Origin of the sequence: Conexibacter sp. CPCC 206217 (genome assembly GCF_030646165.1) — a bacterium.
In the GTDB taxonomy this organism is placed as follows: Bacteria; Actinomycetota; Thermoleophilia; order Solirubrobacterales; family Solirubrobacteraceae; genus Conexibacter.
On the sequence record NZ_JAUTDO010000004.1, the window covers coordinates 340,430 to 353,552 of the forward strand.

The following is a 13,123-nucleotide window of genomic DNA, read 5'->3' on the forward strand; positions in this document are numbered from 1 at the left end:
TCCACAAGCCTAACTCACCAAGCGCACGCTTGGGAGCGAAGGCGCGCCAGGCGTTAGGGTCTGCGAGATGAAGCGGTCGCCACAGCTGCGGCGTGCGCGTACACGCGCCATGGCTCTGCGCGTGCGCGTGCGCGTTCCGGCACTGGCGCTCGCGACGGTGTCCGCGCTCGTCCTCGCCGGCTGCGGCGGTGGCGGCGACGACTTCGGCGCGACGATCCCGCACGGGACGACCGCGACGACGCCGGGCGCGCCGAGACGTTGGTCGCCGCCCGCGCTGCGACTGGAGCGCGGCAGAGGACGTGAGATCGGCGCCGAGGCACGACTGGAGTACGCGGCCTCGGGCCCGGCGCTGCCGACCGGCTTCGTGCCCGGCGGCGTGCCGGTCGGGACGCGCTCGGGTCCGTGCGTCGTGCCGGAGCCGACCGACGCCCAGCGCACGCAGATCCAGACGACCGCCGAGCGCCAGACGCCCGACGGCTCCGTCGTGCCGATCGACGACGACCACATCCTGCTCGCGGACTGCGGCGACGAGGGCGTCTGGGCGTTCGTCGCCTGGACGGAGGGGACCGCAGAGGGCAGACAGACGGTCTGGATAGACGAGTTCCGCTACGACGGCGGCGACCACTGGACCGGCACCGCGAGAGGCGTCCAGCCCGGCTGCCGCATGCCCCGCGCCGCGGCCGCCGCCTGGCAGATCGACGTGACCGAATGCCCGCCCCCGCCGACCCCGCCGCCACCGACCCCCACGATCCCCGGCCCGACCCCGCAGATCCCCTCCCCGAGACCGGACCAGCTCCCGGCTCCGGGCACCTCGCGGGCCTGACGGATCCGGGATCGCCAGACTCGTGGAGACCGGCCGCGTCCGCTGGAGCGGGTGTAAGCCGGTGCTCCCCAGCCGGTCGCTCTCAGCGGCGCGGGACCGAGCGCGGCGGAGATCGTGATCGCGGACCGCGGACCGGAATGACGCTGTACCTAGCTGCCGGAGCCGGCTCCGGCGACTCGCCCGTAGCCGGCGTGCTGCGCCGCGCGCCGGCGCGGCTTGGAGGCACGCCTATCCTCCCTCCATGACGGCGGCCCCGTATCTGGTGATCGGCGAGGGGACGCTCGCGGACGGGGTACGGAGCGCGCTGGAGGCGGCGGGGCAGAACGTGCGGCTGCTGCGACGGCCAGCCGATCGCGAGCTGCGGCGCACGCTCGTGCACGACACGCAGGCGGCGGTCGTGATCAACCGCGACGACATCCGCGCGCTGCGCGACGCGCTGCTGATCGAGTACCTGCGGCCGGGCGTGCGGCTGGTCGTGACGATCTTCGACCGCACCGTCGCCGACCAGCTGATCCGCGCGATCCCCAACTGCAACGTCGTCTCGATGGCGGACGCGTCGGTCGGCGCGATCGTCGGGCCGTGCGTCGATCCCTCGCTGGTCGCGCTGCACCGCACCGACGGCGACGAGCTGATCGGCGTGCGCGACGGTGCCGACGAACGGCCGCACGTCGCGCCCTACCCGCACCACCGGCCGAGCGCGGCGCGGCGGATCGAGCGCAGGCTGCGGGCGCAGTTCCGCCCGCCCGACCGCGCCTCCTACCTGCTGCTCGTCTCGCTCTTCGGCCTGCTCGGGCTCGCGCTGCTGGAGACGCTGCTCGCGCTCGCGACCGACCACGAGACGCTCGTCGCCGCGCTCTACGAGGCGACGAAGGCGATCACGACGGTCGGGCCGAGCGGCTTCTTCGAGCACGGCTCGGTCTGGGCGCAGCTGTACGGGATCGCGTCGATGACGCTCGCGCTGGTGCTGACGGCCGTCTTCACGGCGGCGCTCGTGAACCGGGTGCTCAACCGCCGCCTGACCGGGATCTTCGGCACGCGCACGATCCCGCGCACCGACCACGTGATCGTCGCCGGCCTCGGGCAGGTCGGCTTCCGTCTCTGCCTCGAGCTGCGCGCGCTCGGGATCGACACCGTCGCCGTCGAGCAGGATCCGAACGCCCCGAACGTCGCGCTCGCGCGCGGGCTGAAGCTGCCGGTCGTGATCGGTCGCGGCGGCGACCGCTACGTGCTGGAGCGACTCTCGCTCGGCCGCGCGCGGGCGCTCGCGGCGGTCACAAGCGACGAGCTGGCCAACATCTCGATCAGCGTCGCCGCGCTCGCCGTCGAGCCGGGGCTGCGGACGGTGCTGCGCGCGGGCTCAAACGAGGTCACGCGCGAGACCGCCGCGCTGTTCCCGATCGGCGTCGCGCAGGACCTCGACCGCGTCGCGGCCGCCGCCGTCGCCGCGACCGCGATCGGCCACGAGCTGGCGCACGCCTTCATCCACCTCGGCGAGACCTACATCGAGACGACCGGCGGCGGGATCGAACGCTTCCCGCCGCCCGCCGCTGCCGCCCAGGCCTGACGTTCGCCGCTCAGGCCGTCGAGCGCGGCGCCCGCGTCGCGCTCAGACGTGAACCGCGACGCCGTCGGCGGCGCCGTGGCCGCGTCTGACGAGCAGCGCGATCCCGGCGCTCATCAACGCCAGCACGGCGCTGACGTACATCGCCGTGTGAAGCCCGCTCATGAACGCGTTGAGCGACGCGTCGGTGATCTGGCGCGACAGCTCGGCGGGCATGTCCGGCGTGACCGGCGCGACGCCCTGGGCGATCAGCTCGGTCTGACCCTCGACCGCTCTCGCCGCCGCGGCCGGGACGCCCGCGTCGGAGAGGTTGCCGGCCAGCACCGAGCCGACGCCGGAGACGATCACGGAGCCGAGCACCGCCGTGCCGAGCACGCCGCCGAGCTGGTTCGCCGTCGACTGCAGGCCGCCCGCGAGGCCGCCGCGCTCGACCGGCGCGTTGCCGACGATCGCCTCCGTCGAGGCGACGATCACGAGCCCCATCGCGACGCCGATCAGCAGGTAGAACGGCCACTGGCTGCCGTAGCCGGAGTCGACCTCCAGGCCGGTCAGGGCGAGGAAGCAGCCGGCCAGGATCAGCATCCCGAGGCAGAGCGGCACGCGCGGGCCGAACCTCTCCGTCAACAGACCGCCGAGCGGGGCGCTGATCGTGAACGTCGCCGTCAGCGGCAACAGCCGCACGCCGGTCTGCACCGGGCTGTAGCCGTGCACGTTCTGCAGATACAGGCCGACGAAGAAGAGGATCCCGAAGAGCGCGAAGAAGCCCGTCACGACGAGCACGACGCCGGCCGACAGCGAGCGGTTCTTGAACAGCTCCAGCGGCAGCAGCGGATCGCTCGTGCGCGCCTCCCACAGCACGAACAGCACCAGCACGACCAGCGCCGCGCCGCAGCAGACGATCACGTACGCCGATCCCCAGCCGTGGTCCTGCGCCTTGATCACGCCCCAGATCAACAGGAACAGCCCGCCCGACAGCAGCCCGACGCCGGGGATGTCGAAGGAGCCGACGTGCGTCTCGTCCTTCGACTCGCGCACCCACCGCAGCGTCACCGTCGCCGCGATCAGGCCGAGCGGCAGGTTCAGCAGGAAGATCGACTCCCACGAGACGTGCTCGACGAGCAGGCCGCCGACGATCGGGCCGGACGCGACGGCGAGCGCGCTCGCGCCGCCCCAGATGCCGACCGCGCGGTTCAGCTCGGCCGGCGGGAACGCCGCGCGCAGCAGCGCGAGCGTGTTCGGCATCAGCAGCGCGCCGGCGACGCCCTGCAGCACGCGCGCGGCGACGAGCACGCCGATCGACGTCGCCAGCGCGCACAGCAGCGAGGTCAGCGCGAAGCCGACGATCCCGGCGAGGAAGACCTTCTTGCGACCGAAGCGGTCGCCGAGCTTGCCGCCGACGATCAGCAGCACCGCGAGCGCGAGCAGATAGCCGTTGGTGACCCACTGCAGACCAGCCAGCGACGCGTCGAGGTCGGCGGCGATCGTCGGGTTCGCGACGCCGACGACGGTGCCGTCGAGCGCGACCATCATCACGCCGAGCGCGACGGCGGCGAGCGTGAGCCAAGGATTGTCGCGCCCGCTCGTGCGCGTGAGCGGAGCCGCGTCGACTGCTGAGTTCATGGGGCGACCTGAGATGGTTGGGGGAGAGCGGCGACCGTTCCGCGGAAGTGTGACACACCGTAACGTTTCGATCCTTCACGATGACGACCGACCCGCCACCACCTCCGTCTGCCCGCGCGGACGCCCGCCGCAACCGCGACGCCGTGATCGCGGCGGCGATGCGCGTGCTGTCCGCGGATCCGGAGGCCAGCATGCGCGAGGTCGCCGACGCCTCGGGGCTGACGCGCACGACCGTCTACCGCCACTTCCCCAGCCGCGAGGAGCTGCTGCGCGCGATCTTCGAGCTGGTCGCGCGCGAGGCCGACGCGGCCGCGCGCGAGGCGACCGCCGGCGATCCCGGCCTGGAGCAGGTGATGCGGGCGGTCGCGCGCAACGCGGTCGCGCTCGGTCAGCGCTTCCGCTTCCTCGCCGGCTACGACCAGACCGTGCTCGGCGAGGCCGCGTTGACGGCCGGCGACGACCCGCTGCTGCGCTGGATCGAGGTGGCGCAGGCGCGCGGCGAGACGCGCGCGGAGCTGCCGCCGGCGTGGCAGCTGCGGGCGCTGCGCAGCCTCGCCACCGGCGCGATCGAGGCGGTCCTCGCCGAGCAGCTCGACGCGGCGGAGGCGCAGCAGCTGCTGGCCGCGACGCTGATCGCGGCGTTCGCGGCGCCGAGCGCGGGTGACAGAGACGACCCCGCAGTACGCTGAACCAGCGCCTGCGCGCCCAAATGTCACACAGGTCTTCAGACCATCGGCAGGTCGCGATCGGTGCCGGTCTACGATGCCCCGGCGATGGACGGCGGCCCCGCAGGACCCGCGCTGACGGCAGGCAGCGTGGGGCATCAGCGCCTTGCGCATGCGCTCACTGGAACCTGCGGTGCGCCGTACGCCGACGCCGTGCGCCAGTTGCGCGAGAGCGCCAGCGCGGCCCTGGCCGCGGCGCGCGAGCAGCGCGCGACGCTGGCCGCCGCGACCGCCCAGGCGCAGCTTGCCGCCGCGCTCGGCGCCGACGACGACCTCGCCGCGGCGGCGCGCCATCGCGCCAGCGCCACGACGCTGCTGGCGCGCGTCGCGACCGGCCCGCCGGCCGAGCGGCGCGTCGCGCTGCTGTGGCTGGCGGTCGTCGACTGGTCGGCGCTCGGCGACGTGCGCACGGCGCGCGACCGACTCGCGCGCGCGGCGGTGCTGGCGGGTGGCGACGAGCCGCCGCAGATCGCGCTGCCCGTGCTGGTGCTGCGCGCGATCGTCTCGACGCTCGCGGGCGACCTCACCGGCGCGGCGAGAACCGCCCGCGACGCGCTCGCCCAGGCGCGCGACTGCGGCGACCCGGCGCTGCTGGCGATCGCGCTCGCCGCGCAGGTCCAGCAGCTGAGCGCCCGCGGCGAACGCGCTGCTGCGCTGGCAGCGGCGGAGCGACTGTTGGAGCTGCGGGCGCAGGCGGGCGGCGGCGGACGCTCGACCGCGGACGCGCCGACCGATGAAGGCGCACAGCCCGGCGACGCAACGCCGACGGACGCGAGCGCACGACCGGACGCGAGCGTGGCGCCGACGGACGCGCGCAACGGGGAGCTGCGCGCGACGCTCGACGCGATCGCCGCCTGGGCGGCCGGCCCCGCCTTGCTCAACGCCGGCGACGCCGAACGCGGGGCGGCGCTTGTCACGGCCGCGACGACGCCGCAGCGGCTCGCACGGTTGCTGCCGCAGGCGCGCTCGGTGCTGCTGGACGCGGGCGTGCAGTGCGCGGTCGCACGCGACGACGCCGACGATGCGCACGTGCAGCTGCAGGCGCTCGAGCAGTTGGCGTTCGCGCAGCGGCCGCTCGGCGCGGCCGTCGCGGGCAGCGCGGCGGCGCTCGTCGCGCTCGCCGACGACCGCCCGATCAACGCCGAGGCGCGCGCGACCGGCGCCGCCGAGCAGGCGCGGCGGGCGCCGTCGAGGCTCCTGGAGCTACGCGCGACGCTGCTGGCCGGCCGCGCGCAGGCCGCGCTCGGCGCGCCCGAGGTCGCGGCCGAGCGGTTTGCGGAGGCCGAGGAGGTCGCGCGCGGGCTCGGCGCCCACGCCCGCGCCGAGCAGGCGCTGCGCGAGCGGCGCGCGCTCGGGGGCCGCGACGACGAGCCGCCCTCGACCGAGGCCTACGGGCTGACGCCGCGCCAGCTGGAGATCGCGCGGCTGGTCGCGGAGGGGGCGACCAACCGCCAGGTCGCGGGCCAGCTCGGGATCAGCGAGCACACGGTCAACACCCACCTGCGCGTCGCCTTCGCCCGCCTCGGCGTGACCCGCCGCACTGCTCTCGCAACGGCGCTGGACGAGCGCGCGGGAGGCGAGCGGCACGACTAGCCGGCGCCGCTCGACGCCGACCGGCGCGCCGCGCGTCAGCGCAGCGACGCGCCGTTCGATCCGGGCGCCGGCACCTCGGACGCCTCGAACATCCGCGCGAGCGCCTCGCCGACGCGCTCGCGCACGACCAGGGCGCTGCGCTGGACGTGCGAGCGCATGAAGGCGGCGGCCGCTCGTGGGCCGTTGCGACCGGCATGGTCGCGCCGTGCCAACTGCTCAGCGCGGGTCGTTCTCGAGCCGGTCGAGCGCCGCGGCGTCGGCCGCGCTCGCACGGCCGTCCGGCAGCTCCACGCCGGGCGGCAGCTCCATGTGCAGGTCGGTGAGCGCGCCGACCTGCAGCACGCCGGGGCCGACGCGGGCGCCGAGGACGTGGCCGCCGCGGGTGCGATCGGCGGTGATCGCGTGCAGGTGGAAGCCGGCCAGCTCGATCCCGCTCGCGAACGCGGGGAAGCAGAAGCCGACGAGCGTGCCGTCGCGCTCCTCCAGCATGAAGTCCTGTGCCGACTTCGCCGCCTCGGCAAGCGGCAGGTAGGGCTTGCGCTGGGGCGGGACCGAGCGGGCGTGGACTGCGGCGAGGCGGCCGTCGAAGCGCAGGCCCTGCATCCGCGAGCCGGGCGGGGCCTGGGCCGTCGCCAGCGCCAGCAGCTGGTCGTGCGACAGCTCGCGGTCGACCGCGACCGTCGCGTCGGCGCTGAACGGGGTCACGACCGCGAACGGCGTGCACTCGTCGTCGCGCACCGCTTCGATCGTGCCGTCGACGCGCGCCCGCCAGACCTCGCCGTCGACGACGACCATCTCGCCGTCGAGCGCGTCGAAGGTGCCGAGGCCGAGGTCGCCGTGGCGGCGCAGCTCGCCGATCGTCAGGTCACCGTCGTAGGCGCCGTCGAGCAGCGCCGCGAGCGTCGAGGTCTGGAACGCGACGTGCGCGGCGCGCTCCTCGCCGAGCGCGGCGTGGCGAACCGCTTCGAGGTGAAGCAGTTCGATCAGCTGCGGGTCGATCGCCATCGCCTGTGATCCTGAACGATCGACCGACCCGCGTGTTGCGATCGCTGGCTAGTTGCCGTTGTCGCCGTTGGGATCGCCCGCGCCGCCGCCGTCCTCGGCGGTGCTGGCCTGCGGCGCGTTGCCGTTGCCGTTGCCGTTGCCGTTGACCTGCGCGGCCGTGACCGGCGTCTGGCAGATCTGCGCGCCGCCGTTGTTGCACAGCTTGTAGTTCGTGCCGGGATCGACCTGCGTGCGGCTGGTGATCGTGTACGGCACGCCGGTGGTCGAGGTCTGGCCGACCGTGACGATGTAGTACGCGCCGTCGGTCCAGCTGCCGAAGCCGCCGAGCACCGCCGCGGCGCCCTGCCTGACGCCCTCGGTCTGCCCGGTCGTGACGCCGACTCTGTCGCCCTGGTCGAAGCCGACCTTCTGGCCCGCTCTCTCGCCCTGCGCCGTGCCGGACTTCAGCCCCGCGCGCATGCCGCGGACGGTGCCGGCTCTGTAGCCGACGTCGTAGATCGCCTTGTAGCCGTCGGCGCCTCTGGCGTACTGGGCCTGGACCTCGGCCTGGCCTCTGGAGAAGCCGGCTCTCTCGCCCGCGCTGTAGCCGGCCTGCTGCCCGGACTTGGTGCCCTCGTCGTCGCCGCTGCTGTGTCCGATCAGGTAACCGCCGACGCCGGCGATCACCAGCACCGCGACGGCGACCGCGGCGAGCACTCCTGCGCCAAAGCTGCGGCCTTCGCCGGCGCCCGGCCCGTTGGGGGACTGACCCGCTCCACTGGCCGGCGGCTGCCCGCCCGGCACGCTACTCGTCGACACGTCGCCTCCTAGAAGTTTTGCCAAGCATCGTGCTGGTAGTCGGCGGATCACCGCCCGGACTGAAGGTCTGCGTGCGATCTGCCCTTCAGCACTGACCACCTGCGGCCGATACTCGGGCCATGCGCACCACCAGCAATCCGGCCCTGAAGGCCTTCGGCCGTGTCGGCAGCGCGGCCAGCGCCGCGGACACCATGACGATCCGCGGCACCGTCGACAAGACGCTCCTGCTGCTGCTGATCGCCTTCATCGCGGGGGCGACCGTCTTCGGCGCGGTCGACGGCGACCAGGACGTCGCCGTCACCGTGATGCTGCCGGCGGCGCTGATCGGCCTCGGCGTCGCGATCGCGACGATCTTCAAGCCGCAGTGGTCGCCGTGGACCGCGCCGATCTACGCGCTCGTCGAAGGCGTCCTGCTCGGCGCGATCACCGCGCTGTTCGAGCAGGAGTACCCGGGGATCGCCGTGCAGGCGGCCGGTCTGACGTTCGGCGTGGCCGGCGTGATGCTGGTCGTCTACCAGACGAGAATCATCAAGGTGACGGACAAGTTCCGGCTCGGCGTGGTCGCCGCGACCGGCGCGATCTTCCTCTTCTACCTCGTCTGCATCGTGCTGTCGATCTTCGGCATGGAGGTCTCGCCGCTCAACGACGCCTCGCCGCTGGGGATCGGGATCAGCCTCGTGATCGTCGGCGTCGCCGCGCTCAACCTGGTGCTCGACTTCGACTTCATCACGCGCGGCGCGCAAGCCGGTGCGCCGAAGGTGATGGAGTGGTTCGGCGCCTTCAGCCTGCTCGTGACGCTCGTCTGGCTCTACCTCGAGATGCTGCGCCTGCTCGGCCAGCTGCGTTCGTAACCCGTCCGTCCCAACTCCCCCCGACAGGACATCTCCGCCGATGACCGGATTCCTCTACCGCCTCGGCGGCTTCTGCGCCCGCCACCGCAAGCTCGTGCTGATCGGCTGGCTCGTCGTCGCCGTCGGGCTCGGCACGCTGGCGGGCAGACTCGGGACGGAGACCAACGACAACGCCTCGCTGCCGGGCACCGGCAGCCAGTACGCGGCGAACGTGCTCGACCGCGACTTCTCGACCGGTGCGCAGAACGGCACCAACCCGATCGTGCTGCGCGCCGCCGACGGCGCGCGGCTGACCGATCCCGCCGAGCGCGCCGCGGTCGAGAGACTCGTCGCCGCCTACAAGCGCGACCCCGCCGTGCTGTCGGTGATCAGCCCGCTGGAACCCGCCGGCGCGGCACAGCTGGCGAGAGACGGGCGGATCGGCTACCTGTCGCTGGCGCTGCGCGACGGCCCGACCGAACTGACGATCGACCAGGCGCAGGCGCTGTTCGACACGGCCGAGGCGGTCGCGCGCGAGCACGGGCTCGACGTCGCCGCCGGCGGCTACCTCGGCGCCGACCTGTCGCAGCCCGGCTCGGCCGACTCCGACGCGATCGGCCTGCTGGCCGCGATCATCGTGCTGCTGTTCACGTTCGGCACCGTCGTCGCGATGGGCCTGCCGATCCTGACCGCGATCCTCGGGCTCGGGACCGGCCTCTCGCTGATCACGCTCGCGACCCACGTCGTGCAGGTGCCGAGCACCGCGCCGGCGCTGGCGACGATGATCGGGCTCGGCGTCGGGATCGACTACGCGCTCTTCATCGTCACGCGCCACCGCGAGCAGCTCGCCGACGGCCACGAGCCGCAGGAGTCGGTCGCGCGCGCCGTCGCGACCGCCGGCGGCGCCGTCGTGTTCGCCGGCGGCACGGTCGTGATCGCGCTCTGCTCGCTGCTGCTGACGGGGATCCCGATCGTCGCGCAGCTCGGCTGCATCGCCGCGATCGCGGTCGTCGTCGCGGTCGCCGCCGCGATCACGCTGCTGCCGGCCGCGCTCGCGCTCGTCGGCCCGAAGATCGACGCGCTCGCGCTGCCCGGCCGCCGCCGCCACGCCGTCATGCACGCCGACGCCGCGATCGAGCAGCGCCCGCGGCTGGGCGAGAGCGACGACCCGGACGCGCCGCTGCCGCACGCCGAGTCCGCCGCGGCGATCGTCAAGCCCGGCATGTGGCTGCGCTGGGCGCACTTCGTCGCCGACCGCCCGTGGCCGCCGCTGGTGGTCGCGCTGGTCGTGATCGGCGCGCTCGCCTGGCCGCTGACGACGCTCGAGCTGGGCCAGAGCGACACCGGCCAGCTGCCGCGCGAGACGACTGCGCGCCAGGCCTACGACCTGCTCGCAGAGGGCTTCGGCCCCGGCGTGAACGGGCCGCTGCTGGTGGCCGTGGAGCTGCCGGGAGCGGGCGCCGACAGCGCGAGCGGAGCGGCTGGTGCGAGAGGCGCTGCCGCGAGCCCGTTCGACGCGCGCACCGCTGCGCAGCTGAGAGCGCTCCAGGACGCGCTCGCCAGAGCACCCGGCGTCGCCGCCGCCAGCCCGCCGCTGCCGTCGCCGAGGGGCGACGCCGCGCTGCTGACCGTGACGCCGAGAACGGCGCCTTCGGACGAGGCGACCGAGCGGCTCGTGCGCGAGCTGCGCGCCGAGACGATCCCCGGCGTGCTGAGAGAGAGCGAGCTGAAGGCGTTCGTCGGCGGCCAGACTGCCGGCTTCATCGACCTCTCCGACGAGATCGGCGAGCGCCTGCCGCTCGTGATCGGGATCGTGCTGCTGCTGTCCTTCCTGCTGCTGACGATGGCGTTCCGCTCGCTGATCGTGCCGCTGAAGGCGGTCGTGATGAACCTGCTCTCGATCGGCGCCGCGTTCGGCATCGTCTCCTACGTCTTCAGCCACGACTGGAGCGCGCGGCTGCTCGGCGTCGACGGCGCCGCGCCGATCGTCTCGTTCGTGCCGCTGATGATGTTCGCGATCCTGTTCGGCCTTTCGATGGACTACGAGGTGTTCCTGATGACGCGCGTGCGCGAGCGCTGGCAGGCGACCGGCGACGCGCACCTGTCGGTCGTCGAGGGGCTCGCCGGGACGGCCCGCGTGATCACCGCGGCGGCGTTGATCATGGTCTCCGTCTTCTGCGCCTTCCTGCTCAACGGCAACCCGACGATCAAGCAGTTCGGACTCGGGATGGCGGCCGCGGTCGCGGTCGACGCGACGGTCATCCGCTGCCTGCTGGTGCCGGCCGTGATGTCGCTGCTGGGCCCGCGCGCGTGGTGGTTCCCGGCCAAGGTCGCGCGCTTCGTGCCGCGCTTCTCGATCGAGGGCGAGGCATGGTTCGAGGAGCGCGCCGCGAAGGCCTCGAGCGACGACGCGACGCCCGCGACGACGCCGCTGCAGGGAGTCTCCGGGTAGCCTTTCGGGCGTGCAGCGCCTCCCCACCTGGATCGCCGCCGGCGGCTCGCTGCTGCTCGGCTTCGCGGTCGCCGACGTGACCGGCGTGCGCGCGCTCGGGGGGATCGTGCTGTTCCTCGCCGCGCTCTGGTGCGGGCTGCGCTGGCGGCGCGAGCAGGGGCTCGCGGTCGGAGTCGCGCTCGTGCTCGCCTACCTCGCCGCGTTCGCGCTGTCGCACCCGCTCGGCAGAGCGATCGGCTCGTGGCCGGCGGTCCTCGTCGTGTCGGCGTTCGTCGCCGCGATCGTGTGGGCGCGCGTGGACCGGCTGTCGACGCCCGCAACCGGCGTGTCGGCCGCGGCGTCGCGCTAGCGTCGCTTCGATCTCCGCCGCGACGCTCGACACCAGCACGCTCCCGCCGGGCCCCAGCGGCCCGCGGCCGCTGACGGTCGCGCGCTTCCTGCTGCAGCCGGAGACGTTCATCCCGGAGTGCCGCGAGCGCTACGGCCCGCTCTTCACGATCCGCCTCTCGGCCGAGCGCACCGTCGTCGTCTGCGGCGATCCGGCGGTCGCCAAGGAGGTCTTCACGGGCGATCCGGCGCTGCTGCACGCGGGCGCCGGCAACGTCGTGCTGAAGCCGCTGCTGGGACCGCGCTCGGTGCTGCTGCTGGACGGCCCCGAGCACCTGCGCCAGCGCCGGCTGATGCTGCCCTCCTTCCACGGCGAGCGGATGCGCGGCTACGGCGAGCGGATGCGGGCGATTGCCGAGCAGCACGTCGCGCGCTGGCCGGTCGGCGAGCCGTTCGCGGTCCACCGCTCGATGCAGGCGATCACGCTCGAGGTGATCCTGCGCGTCGTCTTCGGCGTCGAGGAGCCGGCGCGGATCGCGCAGCTGTCGGCGCCGCTGCGCGCGCTGCTGGACTCGACGAGCCAGCCGCGGCGGCTGCTGGCGCTGCAGTTCACCAGCTCGCAGGGCGCGCGCCCGCGCACGCCGTGGGGCCGCGTGCGGCGGCTGCTGGCACCGTGCGACCGAATGGTCTACGAGGAGATCGCGGCCCGCCGCGCGGAGGCCGCCGACGGCAGCCCGCCGCGCGACGACATCCTCTCGCTGCTGCTGGAGGCGCGCGACGAGGACGGCGCGCCGATGACCGACAGAGAACTGCGCGACGAGCTGATGACGCTGCTGCTGGCCGGCCACGAGACGACCGCGACGGCGCTGGCGTGGACGCTGGAGCGCGTCACGCGCCACCCCGACGTGCTCGCGCGGCTGCGCGAGGAGGCGGCGGCCGGCGACGGCGCGGGCGACGCGTACCTCGACGCCGTCATCAAGGAGACGCTGCGGCTGCGGCCCGTCGTGCCGGCGGTCGTGCGCAGACTGCAGGCGCCGCTGACGTTCGGCGGCTGGGACCTGCCGGCGGGCGTCAACATCGCGCCGAACATCTGGCTGATCCACCGCGATCCCCAGCTGTACCCGGAGCCCGAGGCGTTCCGACCCGAGCGCTTCCTCGACCGCACGCCCGGCACCTACGAGTGGATACCGTTCGGCGGCGGGATCCGCCGCTGCCTCGGCGCCTCGTTCGCGCTGTACGAGATGCGCGTGGTGCTGCAGACGATTCTCGCGCGCGCCGCGCTGGAGCGCACCGACGCGGCGCCCGAACGCGTCACGCGCCGCTTCGTCACGTTCACGCCCGCCGACGGCGGGGTCGTGCGCGTCGGCAGCACCAGTTGAACCTTCTTGT

12 protein-coding genes are annotated in these 13,123 nt (G+C 74.0%); 8 read left to right on the forward strand and 4 right to left on the reverse strand.

Annotated elements, in window-relative coordinates:
* The first annotated feature begins 109 nt into the window (after nt 1–109).
* Both Q7L65_RS12760 and Q7L65_RS12765 read left to right on the forward strand, forming a co-directional pair.
* Nucleotides 110–823 carry a hypothetical protein gene (locus Q7L65_RS12760; RefSeq protein WP_304721677.1) on the forward strand — a complete coding sequence of 238 codons (714 nt, stop codon included), beginning with the start codon at nt 110–112 and terminating at the stop codon, nt 821–823.
* Between the two features lie 241 nt (nt 824–1,064).
* A complete protein-coding gene (locus tag Q7L65_RS12765) occupies nt 1,065–2,387 on the forward strand; it encodes an NAD-binding protein (protein WP_304721679.1) in 1,323 nt (440 codons plus the stop codon).
* 42 nt (nt 2,388–2,429) lie between these two features.
* Here Q7L65_RS12765 and Q7L65_RS12770 read toward each other — a convergent pair whose 3' ends face one another.
* Nucleotides 2,430–4,004 carry an MFS transporter gene (locus Q7L65_RS12770; protein ID WP_304721681.1) on the reverse strand — a complete coding sequence of 525 codons (1,575 nt, stop codon included), beginning with the start codon at nt 4,002–4,004 and terminating at the stop codon, nt 2,430–2,432.
* Nucleotides 4,005–4,084: 80 nt separating this feature from the next.
* Between Q7L65_RS12770 and Q7L65_RS12775 the strand changes: the two genes are divergently transcribed.
* Together Q7L65_RS12775 and Q7L65_RS12780 are read left to right on the forward strand one after the other, a co-directional pair.
* Nucleotides 4,085–4,693, forward strand: coding sequence for a TetR/AcrR family transcriptional regulator (locus tag Q7L65_RS12775; protein ID WP_304721682.1), 609 nt, complete (start codon nt 4,085–4,087; stop codon nt 4,691–4,693).
* A 60-nt stretch (nt 4,694–4,753) separates the two neighbouring features.
* The gene (locus tag Q7L65_RS12780; protein ID WP_304721684.1) at nt 4,754–6,322 is read left to right on the forward strand and encodes a helix-turn-helix transcriptional regulator; all 1,569 of its coding nucleotides are present in this window, start codon (nt 4,754–4,756) and stop codon (nt 6,320–6,322) included.
* A gap of 35 nt (nt 6,323–6,357) precedes the next feature.
* Here the strand turns inward: Q7L65_RS12780 and Q7L65_RS12785 are convergent, their stop codons facing one another.
* From Q7L65_RS12785 to Q7L65_RS12795, 3 genes are read right to left on the reverse strand one after another with little or no spacing between them, the layout of a single operon-like run.
* Nucleotides 6,358–6,534, reverse strand: coding sequence for a hypothetical protein (locus Q7L65_RS12785; protein ID WP_304721687.1), 177 nt, complete (start codon nt 6,532–6,534; stop codon nt 6,358–6,360).
* A 4-nt stretch (nt 6,535–6,538) separates the two neighbouring features.
* A complete protein-coding gene (gene budA, locus Q7L65_RS12790; RefSeq protein WP_304721689.1) occupies nt 6,539–7,327 on the reverse strand; it encodes an acetolactate decarboxylase in 789 nt (262 codons plus the stop codon).
* Between the two features lie 48 nt (nt 7,328–7,375).
* The gene (locus Q7L65_RS12795; RefSeq protein ID WP_304721691.1) at nt 7,376–8,125 is read right to left on the reverse strand and encodes a hypothetical protein; all 750 of its coding nucleotides are present in this window, start codon (nt 8,123–8,125) and stop codon (nt 7,376–7,378) included.
* A 119-nt stretch (nt 8,126–8,244) separates the two neighbouring features.
* Here Q7L65_RS12795 and Q7L65_RS12800 point away from each other — a divergent pair, with 119 nt between their 5' ends.
* From Q7L65_RS12800 to Q7L65_RS12815, 4 genes are read left to right on the forward strand one after another with little or no spacing between them, the layout of a single operon-like run.
* Nucleotides 8,245–8,976: a Bax inhibitor-1/YccA family protein gene (locus Q7L65_RS12800; RefSeq protein ID WP_304721692.1), complete on the forward strand. Its 732-nt coding sequence runs from the start codon at nt 8,245–8,247 to the stop codon at nt 8,974–8,976.
* 40 nt (nt 8,977–9,016) lie between these two features.
* Nucleotides 9,017–11,407 carry an MMPL family transporter gene (locus Q7L65_RS12805; protein ID WP_304721693.1) on the forward strand — a complete coding sequence of 797 codons (2,391 nt, stop codon included), beginning with the start codon at nt 9,017–9,019 and terminating at the stop codon, nt 11,405–11,407.
* 10 nt (nt 11,408–11,417) lie between these two features.
* Nucleotides 11,418–11,756 (forward strand): hypothetical protein, encoded by a 339-nt coding sequence (locus tag Q7L65_RS12810; RefSeq protein WP_304721694.1) that lies wholly within the window; start codon nt 11,418–11,420, stop codon nt 11,754–11,756.
* Nucleotides 11,757–11,766: 10 nt separating this feature from the next.
* Nucleotides 11,767–13,113 (forward strand): cytochrome P450, encoded by a 1,347-nt coding sequence (locus Q7L65_RS12815; protein ID WP_370552557.1) that lies wholly within the window; start codon nt 11,767–11,769, stop codon nt 13,111–13,113.
* The last annotated feature ends 10 nt before the right edge of the window (nt 13,114–13,123 follow it).